This is a genomic window from Parabacteroides sp. AD58 (assembly GCF_023744375.2).
GTDB classification, from domain to species: domain Bacteria; phylum Bacteroidota; class Bacteroidia; order Bacteroidales; family Tannerellaceae; genus Parabacteroides; species Parabacteroides absconsus.
Genome location: NZ_CP146284.1, coordinates 2,665,807 through 2,692,788 on the forward strand (window position 1 = coordinate 2,665,807; position 26,982 = coordinate 2,692,788).

The 26,982-nt window shown below is 42.5% G+C and carries 21 protein-coding genes; 14 read left to right on the forward strand and 7 right to left on the reverse strand.

The annotated features are described in order from the left end of the window. Positions 1-212 precede the first annotated feature (212 nt). A complete protein-coding gene (locus tag NEE14_RS11450) occupies positions 213-1,901 on the forward strand; it encodes a SulP family inorganic anion transporter (protein ID WP_251966598.1) in 1,689 nt (562 codons plus the stop codon). A 64-nt stretch (positions 1,902-1,965) separates the two neighbouring features. Here NEE14_RS11450 and lpdA read toward each other — a convergent pair whose 3' ends face one another. Both lpdA and NEE14_RS11460 read right to left on the reverse strand, forming a co-directional pair. Next, complete coding sequence (lpdA, locus tag NEE14_RS11455) at positions 1,966-3,309, reverse strand: dihydrolipoyl dehydrogenase (protein ID WP_251966599.1); 1,344 nt, start codon at positions 3,307-3,309, stop codon at positions 1,966-1,968. 99 nt (positions 3,310-3,408) lie between these two features. After that, on the reverse strand, positions 3,409-3,831 hold the full coding sequence (locus NEE14_RS11460) for a PH domain-containing protein (RefSeq protein WP_022455343.1): 423 nt from the start codon (positions 3,829-3,831) through the stop codon (positions 3,409-3,411). A 563-nt stretch (positions 3,832-4,394) separates the two neighbouring features. Between NEE14_RS11460 and NEE14_RS11465 the strand changes: the two genes are divergently transcribed. From NEE14_RS11465 to NEE14_RS11485, 5 genes are all read left to right on the forward strand, one after another. Beyond that, positions 4,395-5,909, forward strand: coding sequence for a DUF6377 domain-containing protein (locus tag NEE14_RS11465; RefSeq protein WP_251966600.1), 1,515 nt, complete (start codon positions 4,395-4,397; stop codon positions 5,907-5,909). Positions 5,910-6,040: 131 nt separating this feature from the next. Next, positions 6,041-6,394 carry a thioredoxin family protein gene (locus NEE14_RS11470; RefSeq protein WP_251966601.1) on the forward strand — a complete coding sequence of 118 codons (354 nt, stop codon included), beginning with the start codon at positions 6,041-6,043 and terminating at the stop codon, positions 6,392-6,394. 210 nt (positions 6,395-6,604) lie between these two features. Continuing rightward, entirely contained in the window at positions 6,605-7,276 is a 672-nt protein-coding gene (locus tag NEE14_RS11475; protein ID WP_251966602.1) for a DUF2461 domain-containing protein, read from the forward strand. An 18-nt stretch (positions 7,277-7,294) separates the two neighbouring features. Beyond that, complete coding sequence (gene sppA / locus NEE14_RS11480) at positions 7,295-9,067, forward strand: signal peptide peptidase SppA (RefSeq protein WP_251966603.1); 1,773 nt, start codon at positions 7,295-7,297, stop codon at positions 9,065-9,067. Between the two features lie 153 nt (positions 9,068-9,220). Next, complete coding sequence (locus NEE14_RS11485) at positions 9,221-10,750, forward strand: glycoside hydrolase family 10 protein (RefSeq protein ID WP_251966604.1); 1,530 nt, start codon at positions 9,221-9,223, stop codon at positions 10,748-10,750. A gap of 160 nt (positions 10,751-10,910) precedes the next feature. Here NEE14_RS11485 and NEE14_RS11490 read toward each other — a convergent pair whose 3' ends face one another. Beyond that, positions 10,911-13,259, reverse strand: a complete 2,349-nt coding sequence (locus NEE14_RS11490; protein ID WP_251966605.1) for a lamin tail domain-containing protein — start codon at positions 13,257-13,259, stop codon at positions 10,911-10,913. Positions 13,260-13,389: 130 nt separating this feature from the next. On the opposite strand from NEE14_RS11490, the gene NEE14_RS11495 reads away from it, so the two are divergent. Further along, complete coding sequence (locus NEE14_RS11495) at positions 13,390-14,400, forward strand: aspartate-semialdehyde dehydrogenase (RefSeq protein ID WP_251966606.1); 1,011 nt, start codon at positions 13,390-13,392, stop codon at positions 14,398-14,400. Between the two features lie 206 nt (positions 14,401-14,606). Here NEE14_RS11495 and NEE14_RS11500 read toward each other — a convergent pair whose 3' ends face one another. After that, positions 14,607-15,290 (reverse strand): DUF554 domain-containing protein, encoded by a 684-nt coding sequence (locus NEE14_RS11500; RefSeq protein ID WP_251966607.1) that lies wholly within the window; start codon positions 15,288-15,290, stop codon positions 14,607-14,609. Between the two features lie 192 nt (positions 15,291-15,482). On the opposite strand from NEE14_RS11500, the gene NEE14_RS11505 reads away from it, so the two are divergent. Next, complete coding sequence (locus NEE14_RS11505; protein WP_251966608.1) at positions 15,483-15,644, forward strand: hypothetical protein; 162 nt, start codon at positions 15,483-15,485, stop codon at positions 15,642-15,644. A gap of 76 nt (positions 15,645-15,720) precedes the next feature. Then, positions 15,721-16,704, forward strand: coding sequence for a tRNA dihydrouridine synthase DusB (gene dusB / locus NEE14_RS11510; protein ID WP_251966609.1), 984 nt, complete (start codon positions 15,721-15,723; stop codon positions 16,702-16,704). A 254-nt stretch (positions 16,705-16,958) separates the two neighbouring features. Here the strand turns inward: dusB and NEE14_RS11515 are convergent, their stop codons facing one another. After that, entirely contained in the window at positions 16,959-17,753 is a 795-nt protein-coding gene (locus NEE14_RS11515) for a nitrilase-related carbon-nitrogen hydrolase (protein WP_251966610.1), read from the reverse strand. A 153-nt stretch (positions 17,754-17,906) separates the two neighbouring features. Between NEE14_RS11515 and NEE14_RS11520 the strand changes: the two genes are divergently transcribed. The 5 genes from NEE14_RS11520 to NEE14_RS11540 are packed head-to-tail and all read left to right on the forward strand — an operon-like array spanning position 17,907 to position 24,946. Then, on the forward strand, positions 17,907-19,142 hold the full coding sequence (locus tag NEE14_RS11520; protein ID WP_251966611.1) for a 3-phosphoshikimate 1-carboxyvinyltransferase: 1,236 nt from the start codon (positions 17,907-17,909) through the stop codon (positions 19,140-19,142). Positions 19,143-19,155: 13 nt separating this feature from the next. Beyond that, positions 19,156-19,575, forward strand: coding sequence for a phospholipase (locus tag NEE14_RS11525; protein ID WP_251966612.1), 420 nt, complete (start codon positions 19,156-19,158; stop codon positions 19,573-19,575). 18 nt (positions 19,576-19,593) lie between these two features. After that, on the forward strand, positions 19,594-20,397 hold the full coding sequence (locus NEE14_RS11530; protein ID WP_251966613.1) for a metal ABC transporter permease: 804 nt from the start codon (positions 19,594-19,596) through the stop codon (positions 20,395-20,397). Positions 20,398-20,444: 47 nt separating this feature from the next. After that, the gene (locus tag NEE14_RS11535; protein ID WP_251966614.1) at positions 20,445-24,023 is read left to right on the forward strand and encodes a tetratricopeptide repeat protein; all 3,579 of its coding nucleotides are present in this window, start codon (positions 20,445-20,447) and stop codon (positions 24,021-24,023) included. Further along, complete coding sequence (locus NEE14_RS11540; RefSeq protein WP_251966615.1) at positions 24,020-24,946, forward strand: bifunctional riboflavin kinase/FAD synthetase; 927 nt, start codon at positions 24,020-24,022, stop codon at positions 24,944-24,946. Before NEE14_RS11535 ends, NEE14_RS11540 begins: the two co-directional genes overlap by 4 nt. Positions 24,947-25,228: 282 nt before the next feature. Here the strand turns inward: NEE14_RS11540 and NEE14_RS11545 are convergent, their stop codons facing one another. Both NEE14_RS11545 and NEE14_RS11550 read right to left on the reverse strand, forming a co-directional pair. Next, on the reverse strand, positions 25,229-26,017 hold the full coding sequence (locus NEE14_RS11545; protein WP_251966616.1) for a head GIN domain-containing protein: 789 nt from the start codon (positions 26,015-26,017) through the stop codon (positions 25,229-25,231). A 65-nt stretch (positions 26,018-26,082) separates the two neighbouring features. After that, entirely contained in the window at positions 26,083-26,943 is an 861-nt protein-coding gene (locus NEE14_RS11550) for a head GIN domain-containing protein (protein ID WP_251966617.1), read from the reverse strand. Positions 26,944-26,982: the final 39 nt, after the last annotated feature.

Below are 26,982 nucleotides of genomic sequence, written 5' to 3' on the forward strand. Positions count from 1 at the left end.
CGGCTTTAGATTGTACGGATAAGTTGGGGTCGCTTATCTTGTGTACGGAACCGGAAATACTTCTTACAAATTTACTTATTCTTTTTAATATAACAATTTCCGTTCTGTATTTCTCTTGCTGATATAGAGAAATCTATGGAAAATAAACATTTGTTCATATTTTATTACTACTTTTGCGCCTTCATTCTATAACAGGCAGAAAAATGAGTAAGATGAGTAATAAGATTGATTTTCAACCTAAGTTATTCGAGTTGTTCCGGAATTATTCTAAAGCGGATTTCAGTACCGACCTTATGGCCGGAATTATTGTAGGTATTGTGGCGTTGCCTTTGGCAATTGCCTTTGGTATTGCTTCGGGTGTAACACCTGAAAAAGGTATCATTACAGCTATCGTGGCTGGATTTATCATTTCATTTTTAGGTGGCAGTAGGGTTCAGATTGGCGGACCGACAGGAGCTTTTATCGTTATCATCTATGGAATTATTCAGGAATACGGGATTGAAGGTCTGACTGTTGCTACGCTGATGGCTGGTATCTTATTGGTTTTGATGGGAGTCTTTAAGTTAGGCGCAGTCATCAAGTTTATTCCCTATCCTATTATTGTCGGTTTTACCAGTGGTATTGCGGTGACTATTTTTACTACCCAGATTGCCGATGTTTTTGGTCTTACTTTCGACGGAGAAAAGGTTCCGGGCGACTTCATTGGAAAATGGCTGGTTTATGCCCGTCACTTTGATACGGTGAACTGGTGGAATGCCTTAGTCAGCTTTGCCAGTATTTTTATTATTGCGATTACTCCGAAGTTTTCCAAGAAGATTCCGGGTTCGCTGGTTGCCATAATTGTCGTGACATTGGCCGTTTATTTAATGAAGGCTTATGGCGGAATTACTTCGATTGATACGATCGGTGACCGATTTAGTATCCAGGCACAGTTACCGGAGGCTGTTGTTCCGGCATTAGACTGGGAAGCTGTCAAGAACCTGTTCCCTGTAGCCGTTACGATTGCAGTGTTAGGAGCTATTGAATCGTTGTTGTCGGCTACCGTAGCTGATGGTGTAATTGGCGACCGTCATCATTCAAATACTGAGTTGATTGCCCAGGGAATTGCCAATATCGTTTCTCCTATCTTCGGAGGAATCCCGGCGACGGGAGCCATTGCCCGTACGATGACCAATATTAATAATGGAGGACGTTCACCTATTGCCGGTATTGTTCATGCGGGTGTATTGTTACTGATCCTTCTATTCCTGATGCCGTTGGCACAATATATACCGATGGCTTGTTTAGCCGGTGTACTGGTTATTGTCTCTTATAATATGAGCGGCTGGCGTACTTTCCTGGCATTGATGAAGAATCCGAAGTCGGATGTAACCGTGTTGCTGATTACTTTCTTCCTGACTGTTATCTTCGATCTGACAGTTGCTATTGAAGTCGGCCTCTTGATTGCCTGCGTTCTGTTTATGAAACGAGTTATGGAGACAACCGAAATCTCTGTGATTCGGGATGAAATCGACCCGAACAAAGAATCTGATTTGGAAGTACACGAGGAACATCTTACCTTACCGAAAGGCGTAGAAGTATATGAAATCAACGGTCCTTACTTCTTCGGTATAGCCACGAAGTTTGAGGAAATCATGTCGCAGTTGGGCGATCGTCCGAAGATCCGTATTATCCGTATGCGTAAAGTCCCTTTCATTGACTCAACTGGTATTCATAACCTGACTAATCTGTGTGTCATGTCGCAGAAAGAAAATATTCACATCATCTTATCGGGAGTAAATGACAAGGTGCATAAAGTATTGGAACGTTCCGGATTCTATGAACTATTAGGCGAAGACAATATTTGCAGCAATATCAATGAAGCTGTGGCAAAAGCCTGGGAAAGTGTCGGAAAAGAATAAGAACAGTTTTAAAAACAGACGACGGGCGATATCATTCATTGCCCATCGTCTGTTTATACTTACTTTATAAAGCTTCTTTTATAATTTCACCTACTGTTGGATGTGGGAAGACAAAAGATTTGATTTCTTCGGCCTTCATTCCTTTTTCAATAGCGATTCCGGCAATAACAATCAATTCTGAAGCCGGATTTCCTAGCAGATGGGCACCGATCAATGTGCCGTCTTCAGCCAGAATTAACTTGCAAACGCCATTCCCCATTTCATTTTCGGCAACGAAACGGCCGGAGAAAGCCATCGGTATTTTCTTTACCTGATAAGGCGTTCCACTGGCTTTCAGCTCCTCTTCCGTCTTTCCTACTCCGGCAATTTCCGGATTCGTATAGACAACGCCAGGAATAGCCTTGTAACTCATCGCACGGGATTTCCCTAAAATATGGTCGATTGCCACTTCTGCCTCACTGACGGCTGTATGGGCCAATAAGGAGAATGCAGTAATATCTCCGCATGCATACACGTTTGGCAAAGAAGTCTGCATATATTCATTGACTTTTATCCCATTACGGAATGGCTCCAACGCTAAGGTTTCCAAGCCAAATCCTTTGGTAATCGGGCGACGACCTACGCTCAATAATACCTTTTCACCGTGTAAAGTAAAGCTCTCCCCGTCTTTTTCTACGGTAACTTCCGATCCGTGAATACCGGTTACCTTATGTCCCAGGTAGAACTTAACTCCTCGTTTGGCATATTCTGCCTGAAGCATATCCGATAATTCCTTATCCATCGGACCTAAGATCTTATCGAGCATTTCGACTACCTGAACTTCAGTTCCCATGCTGTTGAAGAACGAAGCAAACTCCATTCCGATCACACCGCCACCGATGATGATCAGAGAAGCCGGCAACTCTTTACTCTGCAATGCTTCCCGACTGGTCCAGTATTCCGTTTCATTTACACCTGAAATCGGTGGAATAACTGATTCAGAGCCTGTACATACCAACAGGTTCTTGGCCTCATAAATCTGCTCTCCACACTGGATCAAGAGATCTCCTTCAGCAGTTTTCCCTTGAATCATGGCTTCTCCGGCAACAACCTCCACGCCGCTTTCTTTCATCTTCATGCGGATTCCGGCCGTCAGCTTTTTCACTACTTTATTCTTCCGGGCAATGATTTTCGGGTAATCAAAAGTAGGATTCTCTGCGCTTACTGCATATTTGGATGCATGTTTGATCTGATCGTAGGTCTTTGCTGAGTATAGTAACGTCTTGGTTGGTACACAGCCTTCATTCAAACATACGCCACCTAAGGCATTCTTCTCGAATAAAACAGTTGATAAACCACCTTTAGCTGCTTTTTCGGCAGCAGTATATCCGGCGGGTCCACCGCCGATAATAGCTACATCGTATTTCATGTTCATTAGATTGATTGAATTTTTATATACGGATTAATATCTATCAATGCAGGGATGAAACCTTATTATCCTGAGGATAAAGGTGACATCTGGTTATAATTACATGAGGAAAGGTTCCTTTACCTGAATATCCGGATTATACTTTCGGAGGCATTTCAGGAATTCTTTCTTATTCACCGGCGATATCAATAGCCATTGCCGGTCTCCTTTATAAATGATAAGCCGGTCTAAAGACAAGGCATAACTCGAAACTGGCAGAGCGCTTGGTTCGACGGCTGTAATTTCTTCTACTGGAAGTTTCTTTTCTGGAAAGATACTGCAGTGGACAATTAAAACTCCGTCTGCTGTTATTTTGTACCAGGTAGTCAACATCAGATGGATCAGAAATAAGGTTACGAGCAGTAGCGTTATCATGTTAACCGGACTTTGACCTTTAACGAATGATAATATCGTACATATTCCCAGGATCCAGATGATCAGGTGATACCACCAGCCTATTTTCGATTTGAATGTTCTATCCATATAGATTCAGTTATTAATTCGGTATTAAAACAATGTTTTTATATTTGAGCTGGCAAGTTACGAAAAGTATTTGAAAAAAGAAACCTCTGCACCTACCTGCATCACGCAGTCAGGTACAGAGGATAAGTTTTGATTAAGCACTAATTTGTATCTTTGGAGAAAAAAGTCCTCAAACGTCAACCTTTTGCCATCTGCCTATGGCATAAATCGCTTTTTCCCTCTTCTCCTTATTTTACATTTGCAAAAATAAATTGAGAATATGCTCTTTTTTATTTGAGTAAATAGAATATAAATTAATATTTATATTAATATATTGGTTTTCAAAGCTATTATGTAATAAATTAAAAGTGAAAATATAAACTAAATAAGCTTTATTAGAGAGAAAAAGTGGCTCTTTCAAAAGAAAATCATTACTTTTACACGGTCTGACAATTATTTAATACCTGCAAATCATGTTACGTCTGTCTTTTTTTATCCTATTACTTTTTCTCTGGCCTTCATTTCTTGGAGCCAGACCGATTTATTCGGATAGTCTACGCACGGTCTTACAAGAGTTGGACCTGGTGGTAGATAATCGGAAAGTATATGATAATCGGAAAGAGCAGAAGATTGAACGGCTGAAGGAATCGATTTCACTGGCCGGAAATGATTCGGTCCGTTATGAAATCTACAATAAGCTGTTTCGGGAATATTTTAATTACCAGACCGACTCGGCTTTGCATTATGTGTTTTTAAAGGAAAATTTAGCAAGGGCAAAACATTGGAATTATGAAGATGAACTGAGAATGAACCGTTCGGAACTTTTTTCTACGATGGGAATGTATAAAGAAGCTATTGATATGCTGGAGGAAATAGATTCCAAAAGATTGCCAACCAGGCAGTTGAAATATTATTATGCCATGTGTAGTTCTTTATATGGATTGGTAGCCGGTTATTCGTCAACATTGAAAGAACGGGAAAAATATTATCAGGCTTCTACAAGCTATCGGGATTCGCTACTCCCTTTGTATACTCCTGATACGGAATTTTATTATCGGTTGAAAGCCGGACAGCTGATGGCACGGAAGTCTTATCAGGAAGCTGTTGATGTATTACAGCGTGTTCCTCCTGAATTAATTGAAGGGCATACAGTAGGTCTGGTGGCCTTCGATCTGTCGACTGCTTATGAAGGGTTAGGTAACGTCGAGCTGGAAATGTATTATTTGGCTAAATCGGCAATTGTTGATTTGAAATTGTCTATTAAAGAATATATAGCCCTACATAAACTTGCCTATTTATTGTATCAGAAAGGAGACATTGAGCGGGCTTATAAATATCTGAATCGTTCAATGGCTGATGCAGTTTTCTGCAATGCCCGCTTCCGGGCCATCAGTATCACGCAGTCTTATCCGATTATTGACCGGGCCTATAAGGTCAAATCTGCACAAGAACAACATTTGCGTCAGATACTTATGTTTATTTCTTTAGGGGTTATGTTACTGTTAGCTGTTATGGTTCTTTATATTTCCAGACAGATGCACAAACTGAAGATTGCCCGATTGGAACTAAGTAATATGAATGAGCAGCTGCAACATGTAAACAAACAGTTATATCAGGTAAATCAAGAGCTTTCTTCTGCCAATATGATTAAGCAGGAATACATCGTACATTATTTGGACCAGTGCACGATGTATCTGGATAAGATGGAGAATTATCGGCGCTCTTTGGAAAACTTGTCGATTTCAAAAGATCTAAAAAACCTTTTTAAAGCGATTAAATCTGAATCGTTTATCACAGAAGAACGGGAAAAGTTCTACAAGAGTTTTGATGAAACCTTTTTAAGTCTATTTCCGCATTTTGTGGAATCATTCAATGCGTTATTGCGTGATGAGGAACGTATATATCCACATCCAGGCGAGTTGCTGTCGACTGAGTTACGCATTTTCGCCCTGATTCGTCTGGGAATTACGGATAGTAATAAGATTGCCCGTTTCTTGCGTTATTCACTGACAACGATTTATAATTATCGGAGTAAAGTCCGGAACAAGGCCAAAGACAAGACACAGTTTGAAATACAGGTCGGACAGATACAAAGTTGATCTTCTTTTACGGATATATAAATAGAATTGATAAGGCCATAAATATTATATATTTGATTCTCAACTGGATATTTCTTATTTTTGTGTTATCAAATTACTAAGGAATATAAATTAAAACAGGAGGATAGAATATGAGTGTAACGTATTTGAATAAGGAAGATTTTACGGCTAAGGTGGCAAATGTATGGAATGGTGAAGAATGGAAATATCTGGGAGATAAACCGGCTATTATCGACTTTTTCGCTACTTGGTGTGGCCCGTGTAAGGCCTTGTCGCCTATTTTAGACGAAGTGGCCGACAAGTATAAGGATCAGATTTACGTATATAAAGTAGACGTTGACCAACAAGAAGAATTGTCGGCGCTTTTTAATATCCGTACTGTACCGTCATTATTATTTATTCCGATGGAAGGTAAACCGAAGATGGGACGTGGTGTTATGCCTAAGTCTGATCTGGAATATGCTATCAAGACTGTATTGTTGTAATGGCTTTGGATCATTGAACAAGAAGATCGGGTATAAAACTAACGAATATTGAAAACGAATCTAACGAGAATCAATAACGGTTCTCGTTAGTTTTGTCAATAGCTCATTTGCATAAGTAGGATAAAAGAGCTTGTTTTAAATTATTTATAAGATATAGAGAGCTGGTAGTTGAATTTTCTTACCTTTGCGGGAACTTAATATGTGGAAGTTATGAATGAAGAAATCATTCAGTTTTTAACGGAATTGAAAGAAAATAATAATCGTATCTGGTTTCAGGAGAATAAAGCCCGATATGATCGGCTGCGCGAAGCATTTATCGATGAAGTACAGGAGCTGATCAATCGGATCGCATTATTCGATCCGGAAATAAAGAATGTAGAAGCGAAAGGTTGTCTGTTCCGTATTTATCGGGATATTCGTTTTTCTCCAGATAAAACACCTTATAAAAATCATTTTGCCGCTTATATAGCGCTGGGTGGGCATGCCAGTATGCGAGGTGGATATTATCTTCACTTGGAACCAGGACATTGTATGTTGTCGGGTGGTGTATGGTGTCCGCCGCCCAAGTTACTGAAAATGCTGCGTCGTGATATCTTTGATCATATAGATGAATTTGTTTCTATTTTGGAAGATCCTATTTTCCGTGCGACCTATCCGGCTTTGGAAGGAGAAACCTTAAAACGCATGCCTGTCGGTTATCCGGCAGATTTTGCTCATGGTGAGATTTTACGCCATAAAGACTTTTGCGTTTGTGCGGAGAAGCCTGACAGCTTCTTTACGCAACCGGACTGGATGGAAAAGACTGTAGCTGATTTTCAATTATTATTGCCGTTTAACCGTTTCTTAAATTATACGGTGGATGAATTTTTAGGACGAATCTGATAATTAATATAAGTATTTATGAAACATTTTTTTCAAACCATGTTTGCCTCCATTTTTGGAGTGCTGATTGCAATGGGACTGCTTATCTTGGGTGGCATTTCCTTCTTGGTTGGCGTTGCTGCTTCCAGTAATTCGTCAGCCGAATATAAACCTAAGGAGAATACTGTATTTAAGTTGAAACTGGAAGGAACGGTTTCGGATCAGGTAACCGAGAATCCTTTTAAAGGTTTGTTTGGTGATGGATCGGAATCTATGTCGCTGGTCGATATAACAAAAGCGATTCGTAAAGCAAAGACAAACGATAAGATCAAGGGAATCTATTTGGATGCCAGTGGCATGTCGGGCGGTTTTGCCAGTTTCGAAGCAATCCGTCGGGAATTGGAGGACTTCAAGAAAAGCGGAAAGTTCATTGTTTCATATGCGGATAATTATACACAAGGAACCTATTATCTGGCCAGTGTTGCTGATTCTGTATTTGTAAATCCACAAGGAGCCGTTAGTCTGGTGGGATTGGCTTCTCAGGGAGTTTTCTTCAAGAACCTGGCTGCTAAAGTGGGAATGGAATTTTATATCTTCAAAGTAGGTACTTATAAAAGTGCGGTCGAGCCGTATATGACGGATAAGTTCAGTGATGCGAATCGGGAACAGCTGACTTCTTTCTTAGGTAATATCTGGGGAAATATGACATCGGCTATTTGTGCGTCTCGTAATATCGCTCCTTCCGAGTTGGATACATTCCTGAATCAGGGTTTGGCTTTAGGGGATGCGAAGTTGTCTGTCGATTACAAGCTGGTAGATGCATTAGCTTATCGGAAGGAAGCAGAAGATTGCGTAAAACGGATGGCCGGACAACCGGTTGATGATAAAATGGTATCTGCCGATGTGAAAAAGATGCTTGCTATTCCGGAAAAGACAAAAGAAAGCAGCAATAAGATAGCTGTTCTGTATGCAGAAGGTGAGATCCGCGAAAAGAGCAATTCTGCAATGGGTATGGATGAAGCTGTCATTTCGGAAGATATGGCTGAAGAATTGCGGAAGCTGGCTAAAGATGATGATGTGAAAGCCGTTGTATTCCGTGTGAATTCTCCGGGTGGTAGTGCTTATATCTCCGAACAGATCTGGAAAGAAGTTGTAGATCTGAAAGCGAAGAAACCGATTGTTGTTTCTATGGGTGACTATGCAGCTTCAGGTGGCTATTATATTTCGTGTGCCGCTAATAAGATTATTGCTGAACGCTCTACACTGACAGGTTCTATCGGTGTCTTTGGTGTTGTCCGGAATATGGCAGGAACCTTTAAATTGTTGGATGTAACGACGGATATTGTAAAGACAAATACGTATGCAGACTTAGGTGATATAAGTCGCCCGATGCGCGAAGATGAAAAAGCATTGATGCAGAAAGGAGTTGAACATACGTATGATTTGTTCCTGACTCGTTGCTCTGACGGACGCGGTTTACCGAAGGATTCGATTGACCATATCGGACAAGGCCGTGTGTGGACAGGCGAACAGGCTCTGGATCGTGGCTTGGTTGATAAATTAGGTGGTATGGACGTTGCGATTGAAGAGGCTGCTTCGTTGGCAGGTGTTACGGCTTATACAGTAACAACAGCCAATACCAAGAAAGACTTCTTTACGGAATATATGGAAAAAATGATGGGAGATGCGAAGGTTTCATTCATTCGTACGGCTTTAGGTGACGAAGACTTCGCCGTTTATTCCAACATTCAGCGCATGAAATCGCAGACCGGTATTCAGGCTCGTATGCCTTATCTGATTCAAGGATTATAATTAGAAGCGATAAGTTGAAAAGTGGACGAGTTGACAGGGTGTGAGGTTCTTTTCTGTTATAAAGATTACCTGAAAACCTTGTCAACTCGTTTGCTTGTATCTATCTATATTGAAAACGTATAAATGAAGGAACTTGCTAACTCTAGATTATTTATGTTGAAGTATTGGAAATGGATGTTCGTCTTGTTTGTAGCGGTTTTGTCGTCGTGTAAAACAACACAACAGCCTGTTAAACAATCGTTGGTATTGGGAGAAAATCCGAAACGGGAGTTTCGGGGTGCCTGGATTCAGACGGCTTTTCAGGGAGAATACAAGGAAATGTCGGTAAAGGAAATGCGGCGGAGCTTTATCCGTAAACTCGATTTCCTGGAGAAATGCGGTATGAATGCCATTATTTTCCAAGTACGTCCGGAAGCCGATGCTTTTTATCGTTCGGAACTGGAACCGTGGAGCCGTTTCTATACGGGAGAACAGGGCCGTGCTCCGGAAGGAAACTTCGATGTGATGGCTTTCTTGATTGAGGAATGCCACAAACGGAATATGGAGTTTCATGCTTGGTTAAATCCGTATCGGATCAGTACAGCCGGAAATACCAAGTTTGCCGATTCGCATATTTATCACCAGCATCCGGAATGGTTTGTTACTTATAACAAACAGATTCTCTTTGATCCGGGTTTGCCACAGTCTCGTCAGTTTATATGCAAGGTGGTAAAAGACATTGTTTCCCGTTATGATGTGGATGCCATTCACATGGATGATTATTTCTATCCGTATCCGGCAGCCGGACAGTTCTTCCCGGACGACAAGAGTTTCCGTAAGTATGGTTTAGCCAAAGGATATACACCTGAACAGAAAGCGGATTGGCGGCGTGAGAATGTCAATAAGCTGATTCGTGAGATCAAGCGGACAATCTTGCTGAATAAACCGTGGGTTCGCTTTGGTATCAGTCCCTTTGGTATCTATCGGAATAAGAAGAATACACCGGACGGTTCCGGCAGTAATACGAATGGTTTGCAGAACTACGACGACTTGTATGCTGATATTACCTATTGGGTAAAACAAGGCTGGATAGATTATAATATTCCTCAGATTTATTGGGAGATGGGACATCCGCTGGCCGATTATACAACCTTGATTAAATGGTGGAGTAAACATGCGTATGGCGGCCATTTATATATCGGACAAGATGTAGCGCGTACGATGAAAGCGGATCAGTTGACCGGGAAGATGCGTTATGAACGTCGTTTGCCGCATATTGAAGGTAACTGTTTTTGGCCGGCCAATGAAATTCTTTGGAACAACAAAGGTGTAGCTGATAGTCTGCAGCGTCATTATCATCGGTATCCGGCATTGATCCCGGCTTATACGAATATGCATAACCGGGCTCCTGAAGAAGTCAAGAAACTGAAGACAGAATGGACGGCCGATGGTTTCTTGCTGCATTGGAAAGCTGAACAAAGTAAGACGAATCCGGAATTAGCCTGGTATTTTGTGATCTATCGTTTCGATCCTAAGGAAGAAGTAGATTTGAATAATCCGGCTAAGATCGTAGGGATTACCCGAAATACGTTCTATAAACTGCCTTACGATGAAGGCAAAATCAAATATCGTTATGTCGTGACGGCAGTCGATCGTTTCCATAATGAAAGTCCGAAGGGGAAGAGCAAGAAAGTGAAATTATAAATCCTTGTGTTACTCTGTGGGTTTATCGGAAGAGAAAAGTTCTTTGAAGTACTTCAAAGATCTGCGGAGAAAAAAATGAAGGCACAACATATCGCATGCTGTGCCTTCCATGTTCTAAATTCAACTCATTTGTTGAAAAGAACTATGAAAACAATAAAGCCTATGGATTTAATAATACTTGTTTCTTACGGATGACGTTTCCGCCGGGATGCCATAGTTCAAGATATATGATATAAATACCTGTATTGAGTGGCGAACCATCGCGCCCTTTTCCGTTCCATTCTAAATATCCTTGCGTTCCGAGCAAGGTGTTGTCGGCTATTAAAGCTACTTTTCTGCCGGATAAATCGAAAATCCATCCTCGTGCCATATAGCCTGATTGATTGAGCCGGTACGGAATCTGAAAAGTTCCGGTTGGCTGATAAATCGGATCATCAATTTCTTCTGAATCTGTTTCTGTCTCTTCACTCAGATATTGTGAGTTTTCCAAGCCAGGTGTGCCGAAACCGGCCGACGAAGCGGCCGAAGTCCAGTTGTCGGCATTCTGTGAATCTTTATCTGGATCTTTCCGTTCCAAAGCTACTCCCTTTTTGTTCTTGACAGTGGGTGCATGCCATTTGGGAGAATAACTTACTTCGTCGATAATTATTTCTCCATCTTCCCGATACAGAACTATAGTTGAACCGGTATTGGAAAGTACCGGTAATTTACATTCCAGCCAATTTAAGGAAGCCGGTAGTGAGTAGAAATTCTCTACACCTTCGATCGATTTGGTCAGCAACAGATAATCACCTGCCTGCAATGTTTGCGGATAAGCTTCCAAAGGATAACGGGTATTCAAGGAACCGTCCGTTTTTCGGGTAGAAATGCATACGTCTTTCAGACTTAATTCCTGCTTGGAGCGGTTATACAGTTCAATGTATTCACTGCCATCGACAAAGGGTTCCGGTAATAATTCATTGAAGATAATATCACCGGGTTGAGGTTGCAGAGCTTCCGGAATTTCCGGTTCTGGGTTTGTTTCTTCCTCCGGTTCGTTTGGCTCTTCTTCTGGTTCTTCTTCATTCTCCTTTGCTCCCGAATTGGCTTCACCCGGTGTTCCTCCGCGTGGATCGGTTGAAAGATGCCAGCCTTCCTCACTATATTCCCACGAACAGGCGGGTTTCGCTTTCGGATAAGTATATTGATCAATCTGTTTTCCGCTGCCATCGTATAGAGAAAGTTCTTTTCCGGTATTCGCTAAGGCGGAAGGGAATTTATCTAAAGGGCAGACTTGTCCGTTTCCCGCCTCTATTTCCTGTCCGGAACGATACAGAACGATCCATTCGTGTGCCGGGATTTTAATTCCGGTTAAAGCCACAGAGTTATTGCCATAATGCAGTTCCCAGTTTGAAAGATCGATCGATGAGTCGCATGTATTATACAATTCGATATATTCTGTCTCGGGTAAGGCTGTCAATCCTTTCGGATCGGCCATGACTTCATTTATCCTAACGGCTTTTTCCGGATAACTTTCAATGGGAGCCTCGGGTTGTTCTTCCGGAGTTTCAGGGGTTTCTTCTGCTTCACGCAAAAGAAACGTGTAAGAATTGTCCGGTATAATGCCTCCTTGTTCATCTTTCAGATTTTCTATATAGAATGTATATTCGTGGTCAAGAGTCATTGCTTGAGGTAAACGGACTGTAACAATCTGGTGGTTGCTATCTTGGTACATACTTCGAATAGCAGCGCATTTCCCGTCAAAGCCATAGCCTGAGATTGCATATATTGCTCCGTCTAACGAAACGGGGCCACTGAATTCAAAGGATACTTCCGATAAACTGATGGGTTGAATAGCCGTTAATTCTACGGAACTTTGTTCGGTTTGTTCCGGCTCTTCCGTTTGTTCAGTTATTTTTGTCCGATAACTGATATCATCTATACCGAAATCATCTGTTTTGGTTTTCGTATGTGTTACCAGAATGCAAAAATGGGCTTGTTCCGGGAATGTATAACTGTATTCAAATGAAGCCGATTGTTTAGTTGCCTCTTCTGATAACGCATTTCCGGCATATAAGGTCCAATATTTTTGATCTTTGCAAGTGATAATAAGATGTAGAATACATTTTTCTTCCTCATCAAAGTCATTAAAGGCCTGGATTTCCTGATTATCTATTCCGAATCTTAACCGGTTAGAACGGTCATATCCGGCACAGATGTAAAATCCGGCAGGAGTTTTAGCTGGAGAAGCAGGGAATATTTTAATACGATTCTTGGCTGTAGGTTTACTTTTCAGGTACAAATAAAATTCCCATTCCTGTTCATCTCCTTCTATTGAATAAGGATAAGACAAAGAAACTGTTTCAGTTTGTTCCTGACCGTTCACCATTAAAACGCCATTGTCTATGACAAACTGCTGGCGATCGCCTGTCCATAAAACGGGTAATTCATGAGATCCAAATGTCTCCTGAAACTGTGAAAATACCAAAAGTGGAAGATTAACGAGTAAGAGAAGTAAAATTTGTTTCATAGCCAGCCAGTTTTGTTTTAGAATTGTTTATCTTTGCACGCTGTTTGATAACAGCTTGTTATTAATTTATTGCAAAGATAAAAAATTGTAAACGAATATACAAACTTTTTAAACTAAATTTTTCGCTGAAATGAATGTAGCAATTGTTGGTGCAAGTGGTGCAGTAGGACAAGAGTTCTTACGTGTGCTTGATCAGAGAAATTTTCCGATAGACAACCTGGTATTATTTGGTTCGTCTCGTAGTGCAGGACGTGATTATACGTTCCGTGGTAAACAGTATACTGTCAAGGAGCTGAAGCACAACGACGATTTTAAGGGTATCGATGTTGCTTTCGTTTCAGCTGGAGGCGGCACTTCCATTGAATTTGCTGAGACAATTACAAAGCATGGCGCTGTAATGATCGATAATTCAAGTGCTTTCCGTATGGAAAAGGATGTTCCTCTGGTAGTTCCGGAAGTAAATCCGGAAGATGCGCTGGATCGTCCGCGTGGCATCATTGCCAATCCGAATTGTACAACAATCCAGATGGTCGTTGCTTTGAAAGCTATTGAAAACCTGTCGCACATCAAACGTGTACATGTGGCTACTTACCAAGCTGCCAGTGGTGCCGGTGCAACAGCTATGGCTGAACTGAAGAAGCAATTCGAACAGTTGTTGAATGGTGAAGAGCCTACTGTTGAAAAGTTCGCTTATCAGTTGGCATACAACTTGATTCCGCATGTAGATGTCTTTACAGATAATGGTTATACAAAGGAAGAAATGAAGATGTATAACGAAACACGTAAGATTATGCACTCAGATATCGAAGTAAGTGCAACTTGTGTGCGTGTTCCGGTTATGCGTGCTCATAGTGAAGCTACATGGGTTGAGACAGAACGTCCGCTTTCATTGGAAGAAGTTCGTCAGGCCTTTGCTCAGATGGATGGTGTGGTTCTGCAGGATGAACCGGCTAAGAAAGTATATCCGATGCCGTTGTTCGTTGCCGATCACGATGAAGTGTATGTAGGTCGTATCCGTAAGGACCTGACAAATCCGAATGGTTTATCGTTCTGGACTGTAAGCGATCAGATCCGTAAAGGGGCCGCTTTGAATGCCGTTCAAATTGCTGAATATTTGTTGAAGGTAGGTAATATCCGATAAGATATACATATCCCGTTTTAAAAGATACGAGAATCGAAAACGAAACTAATGAGAGTCGTTTTCAGTTCTCGTATCTTTTGTTTTTAATGACGTTATATTTGGGGCAAAAGCCGGCGTATTTTCATGAAAAGCCGGCGCAAATTGACAAAAATACGCCGGCTTTTTTATTTACATATATTAAGAATTTGTTTATTGTGTCTAAACTTCTAAAAACCAATCAGATATTTGGCTATGAAGAAAAATACCGGAACTGCTAGGGCCGGAAGCATATTCAATGTTTTGCAGTCTTTGATTTCGAGAATAGCCAGACCGGAACTGGCAATCAATACACCACCCACAATGGAAATCTCATTCATCAGCTCTTCTGAAATCACGTCACCAGCCAAAGAAGTAATCAGATAAATTGATCCTTGGAACAGGAACAATACTGGGGCAGCCAGGATCATTCCGAATCCGTAGGTACTGGCCAGGACGGTCGAAGTCACCAGATCAAGGGTCGCATTGGTAAACAAATATGTATTGTCGCCGTAGAGGGCACTCATGATAGGCCCGACCATCGATAAGGTTCCTATACAATATAATAAGATACCTGTCGAGAGTCCTTCTGCCAGATTGGACTTGGAGAAGTGTTGCACGACACGGTTGAACTTGCCGGACAGGTCTAATAAAGTACCGACTAACGTACCTAATGCCAGACTGACGATAAACAGGACCGGATAATTACTTTCCGGCAGATGTGAAGTAACGGCATTGATTCCTAAAACTAAGGCCGCCAAACCCATGGCGTGATACAATGCACTCTGATATTGAGGCTTGATGGCACGTTTGGCTACACTGCCGACCGTGCTGCCTATCATGATACAAATGGTATTGACAATCGTTCCTAACATAATATGGCAAAGTTATAAAGAAAAGAAAATAGATGGCCTTTTGGTAAACATAAACTTTGTTTTTTCTGTTTCATAGGTGGTACGGAAAAATAAGAAAGACAAATAGGGGTTTTTCGGAAGAATGTGTCTTATGGGTAAACAACATATAAAAGTTTACGGATAACTACAAATCAATAAATAATGAATAAACGTATGAAACAGAAAGAAAATAAAAAGAAACAGGTGAATATGTGGCATTGGAATCAGCCGGAACAGGGTATGAGCATTGAAGACTGCGAACAGCTGGTAGATGAGTTCCGTTTGTCGGTTCAGAAAGCTTCGTTTAATCCGACGCTGGCCATCTTGTTGCATTGAAGCGAGGGTTGATCTTTTTTAGGCCACAAATAAATTCCGTACCTTTGCACAGAATAATGATGTGTAAGGTAAATATATGAAGATCGGAAATATAGATTTGGGAGAACGGCCGGTGTTTCTGGCACCGATGGAGGATGTAACGGATATTGCGTTTCGCTTGATGTGCAAGCGTTTTGGGGCAGATATGGTTTATACGGAATTTGTTTCGAGCGACGCTTTGATCCGCAGTGTCAGCAAAACGCAGCAGAAGCTGATTGTGTCAGACGAAGAACGCCCGGTGGCCATCCAGATTTATGGTCGTGATGTAGCTTCGATGGTAGAAGCTGCCCGCATTTGCGAAGCAGCGCACCCTGATATATTGGATATTAATTTCGGTTGTCCGGTGAAACGTGTTGCCGGAAAAGGAGCCGGAGCCGGTATGTTGCAGAATATTCCCTTAATGCTCGAAATCACACGGGAAGTAGTAAAAGCCGTCAATATACCGGTTACGGTCAAGACTCGTTTGGGTTGGGATGCCGATCATAAGATTATTGTGGAACTGGCCGAACAATTACAGGATTGCGGTATTGCAGCTTTGTCGATACATGGTCGTACACGTGCCCAGATGTATACCGGAGAAGCCGACTGGACTTTGATTGGTGCGGTAAAGAATAATCCGAGAATGACGATCCCGATTATCGGTAATGGAGATGTGACATCTGCGGAAATATGCAGGCAACGCTTTGATACGTATGGCGTTGATGGCGTCATGATCGGTCGAGGAAGTATCGGTCGGCCGTGGATTTTCCGGGAAGTCAAGCATTATCTGACGACGGGCGAATTATTGCCCCCTGAATCTTTTCATTGGTACCTGGATATTCTGAAAGAACAGGTAACAGACAGTGTGAACCGACTTGACGAACGGCGGGGCATTTTGCATATTCGCCGGCATTTGGCAGCCACTTCTCTCTTTAAAGGCATTCCGGATTTTAAGCAGACACGCGTGGCGATGTTGCGGGCGGAAACCGTGAAAGAATTATTCGAAATAATGGATTCAATTCCCGAAAAATTCGAAATTTGAGATGGTTTTAGCCTTTTTTAAAGGAATATATAAATTTACTCCCTGGTTTTTATAATAAATTGATACATTCGGACAATATATGATGTAAGAAATACATTATCTTTGTGTCGAGTTTTTTTCATAGTATTTTAGATCTAAGGTTAACAAGTCTTTGTATGAAGGAATCGTGAGATTGTTTCGTTGCAGAGCTAAAAGAGGTGTCATTCCTTTAGGCGTCGGAATGCACCTTTTTTTATTTTATGCAGCTGCGTGGCTTATTGCTTCAGTTCGCCGATAAGGACTGTTTCTTCATTGTCCGGACATTGGGCTACGATTTCTCCGTCGGCATTTAACAAACGGCTGCCTCCCTGATATACAATACCGGCAGAATCAGTTCCCACACAATTGACGGCAATCACGTTTACCTGATTTTCCATGGCTCGTTCTTGCAGTAATTTTTCCCAATCACTTTGACGGGATTCGGGCCAGTTGGCAATATAGATGGCTGTATCATATTCATCCTGGTTTCTGCTCCAGTTAGGAAACCGGAGATCATAACAGATATAAGGAGAAAAACGGTGTCCTTTCCAGGTAAAGATCAGGCGTTCTTTGCCCGGCGAGAAGCTTCCTTTCTTGAAACAGTTGTGCTTGTCGTAAATCTGATATTTCCCATCCGGAAAGACGGCCAGCAGACGGTTGAAATAAAGATTCTCTTCTTTGTAAATGGTTGATCCGATGATGAGCGCCTGAGTTTCCCGGGCCCACTGCTGCATATATTGGATAATGCGGGGATATTGAGCGGCGACCAGATCCTTTAAGTCTGCCTTTTCCTGTGCATTCTTCTTTTTCATTTCGCAGCCGGATGTAAATAGTTCGGGAAAAACAATCAGGTCACAGTTTGTACACTGCCTGATCCGTCTGTCAAAAGCTTCCAGATTGGCATCTACGTTTCCCCAGGCAAGTTGGGCTTGTACAAGAGCTACTTTTAATGATGATTGTTCTGTCTGAGTCCGACCTGTAGAAGTCAGGAATGAAAATCCAAGCAGAATGAAGATGAGACCTATACGCATAATGATACATTTTAGTGAACACAAAGATATAAAACTAAACAGAAAAATCTGTTTTGAGGCATGAGTTACGGGCAGTTTATGAAAACAGACAGCTCTCTGTTTTTTTATGCGTGTGGAAATCCTTATTTTTGTAGCCAAATAACACGAGGAAGTATGAATTACAAAATAAAGTCTCCGGAAGCAGCACTGAAGGCTGTTGTGCAGCTGCCTTCATCGAAAAGTATCTGCAACCGGGCATTAATCCTGAATGCGCTTAGCTATAGCCCCTATCCTATCCAGAATCTTTCGGATTGTGATGATACGGCTGTCCTGGTTAAGGCTTTAAACTCGAACGACCGGGATTTTGATATTCAGGCAGCAGGAACAGCGATGCGGTTTCTGACAGCATTCCTGGCAAAGGTCGTAGGTGAATGGACAATTACCGGGACAGAGCGGATGAAGAATCGTCCGATAAAGATATTAGTAGACGCACTCAATGCGGTTGGAGCTCGGATTGAGTACATCGAGAAGGAAGGTTTTCCTCCCTTACGGATTTTCGGTAGTGCACTTCAGGGCGGAGAAATTTCTTTATCTGGTGGCGTTAGTTCGCAGTATATTTCTGCTTTGCTGATGGTGGCACCGTTAATGGAGAAAGGTTTGATACTTCATCTGGAAGGGAATATTGTTTCACGGCCTTATATTTTACTGACACTTCAGCTGATGGAGCAGTTTGGAGTGAAGGCTGAATGGAAAGGAGCTACCATCCGTGTAGCACCGCAAGAATATCATCCGATTCCTTTTACGGTGGAATCAGACTGGAGTGCGGCTTCTTACTGGTATGAAATGATGGCTTTGTCACGCCAGGCCGACATACAGCTGAACGGATTGTTTAAACATAGTTTGCAAGGAGATGCTGCCGGAGCCAAGCTGTTTGCTCAGCTGGGTGTGGGAACTTCGTTTACGTCAGACGGTGTTGTCTTGAAAAAGACCGGAAATGTAACGCGTAAGTTAGTGTATGATTTCGTAAATGAACCGGATCTGGCGCAGACCTTTGTGGTAACATGTGCGGGCATGAATATACCGTTCCGATTTTCCGGACTCCAAAGTCTGAAGATTAAAGAGACAGACCGGATGGAAGCATTAAAGCAGGAATTGCGTAAGTTAGGCTATGTGTTGAAAGACAGCTGCAACAGCATCCTGGAATGGGATGGAGAAAGGTGTGAAGCAGAAGAAAATCCGGTGATAGCAACTTACGAGGATCATCGGATGGCGATGGCCTTTGCTCCACTGGCATTGGTACGTCCGGCAGGAATTGAGATGGCTCATCCGGAAGTAGTCAGTAAGAGTTATCCTCATTATTGGGAGCATTTGGCACAGGCCGGTTTCCAGATAGAAGAAAAATCAGTATAAAACATACGAAGCCATGTGGTATATCATATTAAGTCTGGTTGTATTGGGTATTGTTGCTGCTATTTTAGGTTATTTCCGTAACCGGAAACTGCAGAAGATGCTGGAGCGGGGAGAAATTACCGAGATACCGGAACCTAAGGAAATTCCTGAAGAATGCTGCGGACAGCATGAAGTATGCGAGCGGGATAGCTTGTTGGCTGCCGTCAGCAAATCAATTGAATATTATAATGACGAAGAGCTTGACCGCTTCAAAGGTGTGGAGGCGGATGCTTATGATGAAGCTGCTGTAGATGAATTCCGAGACGTCTTGTTTACTTTACAGGAAGTTGAAGTCGCCGGATGGTTGCGCAGTTTGCAATTGCGTGGAATCAATTTGCCGGATGAACTGAAGGACGAGGCTTTTCTGATTGTCGGTGAGCGGAGAATTCATTAATGCGAGAAAGTAAGAAAGATGGAATTGTTTCAATATGCTTTTTTCCAACATGCCCTGTTAGGTAGTTTGTTTACTGCCATAGCCTGTGGACTGGTGGGAACATATATCGTTTCCCGGCGTCTGGTATTCATCAGCGGAGGTATTACACATGCGTCCTTTGGTGGTTTGGGTTTGGGATTCTACTTAGGGATGAATCCGATCGCATCGGCTATGCTGTTTGCCGTCCTGGCTGCCTTTGGTGTAGAATGGGCCAGTAAATCTCAGCAGATACGTGAAGATTCGGCAATTGCTGGAGTCTGGTCATTAGGAATGGCTTTAGGTGTGATCTTTATCTTTCTGACACCAGGTTATGCTCCGAATCTGTCAGCCTATCTTTTTGGAAATATCCTGACCATAGCTCCAACTGATATTTTAGCGAGTGCAGTTTTGTCGATTGTTGTACTTCTTCTGTTCGGCATCTTTACGCGAGAGATCATATATGTAGCTTTTGATCCGGCGTTTGCCAAAACACAGCAATTGCCGGTCCGTCTGATTGAATATATGATGATGTGCCTGATTGCTGTTACGATTGTACTGGCGATCCGTATGGTTGGTATCATGTTGCTGATGAGTTTGCTGACATTACCGCAGATCACGGTTAATTTATTAACCTCCGATTTCAGGAAGATCATGTGGGGCAGCGTGCTGATCGGCTTTGGAGGTTCCGTCGTTGGTCTGTTCTTGTCTTATTATTTGAATATACCTTCAGGCGCGTTTATTATCTTGGTACTGGTATTGTTCTTTTTGGCTGTAAAGGCAATAAAAGCGCTTCTGATACGTTAATATATACGCATTTACTTCTTATGAGAGGTCGTTAGTCGTTTGTTGTTTTGAAGAAAGGATTTTATTATATAGTCGCTTTGTTTGTGGTGTCATTGCTTTGGTCGTGCAGTACAAAGAAAAACACCCGGTTCAATCGTTTTTATCATGCGTTGAATTCTCGCTTTAATATCTATTACAACGGGAAAACATCGTTTGATGAGGCTTTGTTGTCGATGCAAACTGGCTATAAGGAGAATTATTCTGATATGATTCTGATGTATCCGATCAGTGCACAGCCGAAAGAAAAGGCTGAGACAGGCGGACCTTTCGACCGGGCTATAGAGAAAAGCAACAAGGCAATCAAATTACACTCCATCAAGACCAAGCCGAAGAAGAAAGCCGGCTGGCGCAAAGATCCTAAACAAGTTACATGGCAGAATCAGGAAGAATATAATCCGTTCCTGAAGAAATGCTGGATGTTAATGGGCGAAGCTCAGTTTTATAACGCCGACTTTCTGCAGGCATCTGCAACTTTCTCTTATATTACCCGCCATTATAAGGAAGATGAAGAACTGGTTGCTTCAGCCAAACTCTGGCAGGCTCGTTGTTATGCCGAGATGGGCTGGAATTATGAGGCAGAAGATATTTTGGGGAAACTGAATACAAACGGTATCCCGAAGAAGTGCTTGAATCAGTATGCTGCCGTTTATGCGGATTATTTGATCAAGAATCAGCAGTTTGAAGACGCTATTCCTTATATGCGAACCGCTATTAAAGCGGAAAAGAACCGATTACAGAAGAGCCGGATGCGGTATTTACTCGGACAAATGTATGCTTCTCTTGAAATGGACGGCATGGCGTATAAAACTTTTGGTGAAGTTATTCGTTCTAATCCGCCTTATGAACTGGAATTTGCGGCTCGTATCCGTCAGACGGAAGTCTTTTCGGGCAGTGATTACCAGAAGGTGGTAAAGCGTCTGGAACGGATGGCCAAGAACCAGAAGAATAAAGACATGCTGGATCAGGTGTATTATGCTTTGGGTAATGTTTATATGAGCCGGGAAGATACGGCCAATGCCATTAAGAACTATGAATTAGGTGTTGAGAAAAGTACGCAGAATGGATTGGACAAGGCGCTTTGCCAGATCCGTTTGGGCGATTTGTATTTCGAGAAACGAGACTATGTAAAGGCGCAGCCGAACTTCAGTGGGGCTTTGGCCGGCATTCAGAAGGAATATAAAGACTATGAGCGTATTTCTAAGTTATCGGCTGTATTGGACGAACTGGTTGTCCATGTAGAAGCCGTCCATTTGCAGGACAGTTTGCAGACGTTGGCCAAGATGCCGGAGAAAGAACGTCTGGCCGTGATTGATAAGATTATCGAACAGGTAAAGGAAGAAGAGAAGAGAGCGCAGGAGGAAGCCGAGAAAGAAGCATTCTTGGCTGAACAGAGCGCAAAAGGAACCGGTATTAATCGTCCGGGTACGGAAGCGAATACGGTTACACTGCCAACGGCTTCAGGAAGCGCGTCGTTTTATTTCTATAATCCGCAGGCTGTAGCTCAGGGAAAGACTCAGTTCCAACGGAAATGGGGACGTCGCCCGTTGGAAGATGACTGGCGCCGGAGAAAGAAAACGCTCACAACATTCAATGATCCGAATGATATGGGTGAGGAAACCGACCAAGAAGGCATGGAAGGCGGACAATTGGCTGACTTAGCTGCCGGTGGTGCCGGAGATACATCTTCTGTCGTAAGCTCGGATGATCCGAAGTCGCGGGAATATTATTTGCAGCAGCTGCCTATGACTCCTGAAGATGTGGAAGCTTCGAACGTAATCATTGAGGACGGTTTGTATAACATGGCCATGATTTATAAGGATAAACTGGAAGATCTATCGCTCTCCATAGAGGCTTTCCAGAATTTAGAGAAGCGTTTCCCGGATAATTCGCACCTGATGGAAAGTTATTATCAGATTTATCTGATGGCTTTGCGCCTGAAAGATACAGGTTTAGCTGAGGAATATAAACAGAAGATGATGGCGAAGTTCCCGGGCAGTGATTATGCTGTGGCAATTTCCGACCCGAATTATGAATATAATATGCGGATGATGGATGTCGTTCAGGATTCTATCTATGAACAGACATACGAGCGTTATCTGGCAGAAGATACTTCGGCTGTACGCCGGAATTACCGAATGGTCAGTCAGAAATATCCATTGGCAAAACTGTTACCTAAGTTTATGTTCCTGGATGCGTTGACTTATGTACAGGCCGGCGATGCTGAAGGCTTCAAGACTGCTTTGAAAGCCTTGCTGGATAAATATCCTTCAGAAGATGTCTCGGAACTGGCCGGTGAGATGCTGAAAGGTGTTTTACGGGGTCGTCAGATGGTTCAGGGCGGCGTAACGGGAATGACGTGGAATCTTCGTTTTGGAACAGGCGACGACGGCTCTTTGTCTGCGGCTGATTCGGCCCGGACCTTTAAGGCAGAACCGAATGTTCCTTACCGGATGGTTATGATTTATCCGACCGGATTAATCGATCGGAATCAGCTGCTCTTTACCGTGGCAGCCTATAACTTCGCCAATTTTATGGTAAAACAGCTGGATATGTCGTTTGAAGAATCCGGGATTGCAAGTATCTTTGTGCTGAGCGGCTTCTATAATTTCGATGAGGCCTGGCATTATTATAAGATGATTTATGGTCAAGGCGGCTATGCTTCAAACTTGGATAAGGCTATTGATATTTTGCCTATATCAGAAGATAATTACGAGACATTGATGCATGGCAAGACGTTGGATGAGTATGTCGCTTTCTTCGATGAACATTTCCATGACAAAGCTCCGGAATTGGCAGCTCGCTGGGCAGCACGAAAAGAGGCACAGGCCGAAGAAGCTGAGAAGAAAGCCAATGAATCGTCGGAAACAACTCCGGCAGATTCCTTGACAGTTCCGGCGGATTCAGTCTCATCCCGTCAGCATGTTCCGGAATCTCCAATACCAGCTGATGAGAAACAGCCAGTACCGGAAGTAGAAAAACCGTCGGTTCTTGACAGTACGGTTGTAACTGTTCCGGATACTTCCGTTATTCTGCCGGATGATACGGTTCAGCCTGTATTGGAAGAACAGCTGTTGCCTGAAAAGGAAAAGCCTGACTTTACGGCTCCTAAACCGGAGAAAGACAAAGGCTTGACATTGGAAGATATCGAAAAGATCCGTCGTTTGCAGGCGGAAGCTGAAGAAATGCAGAAAGAAGAAGCTCGTCGGGTATTCGAGGCAGAGCAGGAAGCCGAACAGGTAGAATTAGAGCTGAATGCGAAGATCCGGGCTGAAATAGAAGCGCAGCAGCAGGCTGAAGAAGAAAGACTGTTGAAGGCGAAAGAAGAACGCGAGCGGAAACTGGAAACCGACCGGAAAGCAAAACTGAAACAGGCTGAGGCCGATCGGAAAGCGAAGCTGAAGGCTCGTGAAGAACTCCGTAAGGAGAAAGAACGGGCTTACAAAGAACGGCTGAAGCAGAAGGAAAAAGAACGTAAGGAAAAAGAACGGGCCTATAAACAGAAACTGAAGGAACGGGAAAAAGCACGTAAAGCCGAGCTGAAAGCCCGTGAAGAGGCACGTAAAAATAGGGAGAAGAGTAAAGAATGATTGTAATAGATAGAAGCAGACAAGTTGAACTTCCGGAAGCACTGGTTGCAACGATAGGCTTTTTCGATGGTGTACATCTGGGCCATCGTTTCCTGATAGACCAGTTGAAGAAGGTGGCGGATAAGGAAGGTTTGCCTTCGGCTGTCATCACGTTTCGGGAACATCCCAGGGCTGTTCTGCATGCGGATTATCAGCCGAAATTATTGAATACATGGGAGGAAAAACAAACCCAGTTGGCTACGACAGGTGTGGATTATTGTCTGGTTCTCGATTTTACGTTGGAGTTATCCCGTTTTTCGGCAGCTGAATTTATTACTAAAATACTGGCCGAAGCTTTTCGGGTAAAGGCTTTACTGATAGGTTATGATCATCGTTTCGGGCATGATCGGGCCGAAGGATTTGATCAGTATGTTGTATATGGGAAGGCTTTGGGAATGGATGTGATCCAGGCTCTACCTTATGATAATGGGCAGACGAAAGTAAGTTCTTCTGAAGTTCGTCGGCTCTTGGCAGAAGGCGAGGTGAAACAGGCGGCAGTTCTGTTATCATATCCTTATTCTCTGAAGGGAAAGATTGTAAAAGGACACCAGGTAGGACGTACAATCGGTTTCCCGACAGCCAACCTTTCGGTAGAAGATTCTCGTAAGATCCTACCCGGAAATGGTGTTTATGCAGTCTGGGCTGTTCTTTCCGGTAAACGTTATAAAGGCATGCTTTCTATAGGAAACAGACCGACACTGGATGATGGGAATAGTCAGTCCATAGAAGTGTATTTATTGGATTTTTCGGGAGATTTGTATGGCGCGGAAATGGAAGTCTCGTTCGTTTACCAGCTTCGGGCAAACCGTAAATTCCCTTCGCTGGCCGATTTGAAGGCGCAGTTGGAAACCGACCGCTGCGAAACCGACCGCCTGCTGGGTTGAACCGTTCTACTCTGCCGGAAATATCTTTCTCTTATTTCTTGGAAAGTTGCATTCTTCCAAGATTTTTGCCATCCAAGTGCTTTTTTAAGAGGAATCCGCAAAGATTTTCATTAGAAAAGGCTTTTCTAGTATCATTCTGTCAGGATTCTGACTGTCCAAGTACTTTTTCAGTCCGATTCTTTGCGGATTTTCACCGTCCAAGTACTTTTTCAATGCAAATCCGCGCGGATTGGAACCGGAAAACTACTTGGACGGTTCCATTCCGCACGGATTATAGGTATTTTATTTCACTTCTTCTATTGTTCCTTTTCCGATGATACGTTGTTGTACAGCGGTCGGACCTTTATAACGGATGTTTCCTTTACCGACCAAGGTAGCATTCAGATTACCTGTCGGATGGATTTCTGCCAAACCACTGCCTGCCATTTTACATTTTACATCCGGGATTGCAACACCATAAGCATGAATGTCACCACTGCTTAATACCGTATAATTTCCCTGATTGGCAGATCCGGCTTTCAGACGGATGGAACCCGAACCGCCCATATTACAGTTCAGTTTGTCGACCTTCATATTTTCAACGACCATATTGGCACTGCCCGAAACGTCTAAATTCAAGACACCTACTTCAATTGGCTGTTTAAACTGAACCAAACAATTCTCGTTTGCTTTTACTTCCAGTTCATCGCCAGACAGCTTACTATTTACCATGAAATTGGCATTACCAGCCGCTTTTACTTTCTTCAGCCATTTTGAATTCGTCTTTACGACAAACTTAGTCAGTTTAATAACCTTTACTTTCTTATCGAAGCTTAAAGTCAAGATACGGTCGTGAATATCGACATTCAAATATTGATGAAGGTTTTCATCTAATGTTACTTCCAAACTACCGGGATCGTCTGACTGAACATAATTGAAGTCCATGATTCCGTCGATCCGCACTTCGTTGAAATCATCAATCTTAATGGTCTTGGTACTCAACGTACCGTTGCCGTTTACATTGTCGGCTGCTTTGGCATTCAAGAACAGACCGAACAGGAATGCCAGCAATAAGAATCCTTTTGTTTTCATTTTTCCTTCATTTACAGTTGTACATCAACTCTATTTACACAAACCTGTACAAATGTAGGAAAAATTTAGTTGATATGATGAATATCTCCACCACCAGAACAAGAAGTATCTGTTTTTGGATTACCTTTGTAATAAATATCGCCTCCACCAGATGCATGGGCTTCCAGTTGTTCTACGGCGTAAACGGTAATATCTCCACCGCCGGAAACATCACAGATTACATGATCTACTTGTAAATCGCGGGCATTTAAATCACCACCTCCCGATACTTTCATCTCTGCTCGTTGAGCTTTCCCGGCGACATTAGCATCGCCACCTCCTGATACTTTTATGTAAATCTCTTCACATGTTAATTGGGTTGCATCTAAATCCCCGCCTCCGCTAATTGAGAAACTGGCAGATTGTATCTTTGCTGATTCCTTAAACTCCATGTTACCGCCACCAGATATATTCGCTTCTAACGATTCTGTGTTTAAAGCTGATTTCAGAAAGAAATCCGTTCCTCCGCCAATTGATAATTTCTTCAAGTCTTTGGACGAGGTTTCTATCAATAACTTACTAGGAGAAATATATATTCCTTCTTTTGCCTGTATTCTGAGCTCATTATTCTCTACCTGAAAAGTCAATACGGGTAAGATGTTTTCGTCGGTTGTTACTTTCAGGGTTGTTTTATTCCCTTGCTGATAATATACTTGAGGGAAGCAGGATGAGTTTCCGCCGGAAGTGATGAGTGAAAACAACGACTTGAAAGAACCTCCCGACTGATTGATATTACCTATCTGAATTGCGGTATAATCGTCAATTTGAATATTCTTTGTTACTAGCTTTTCATTTCCTTCGATATTTTCCGCTTGTAATGGAGTTGTGAAACCTCCCATGATCATTGCTATCAGAGCAATCCATGCAATCATTCCTTTTGTTTTCATATCTGTTTATTTTATTTGTTTATCTATAAGACGCACCTC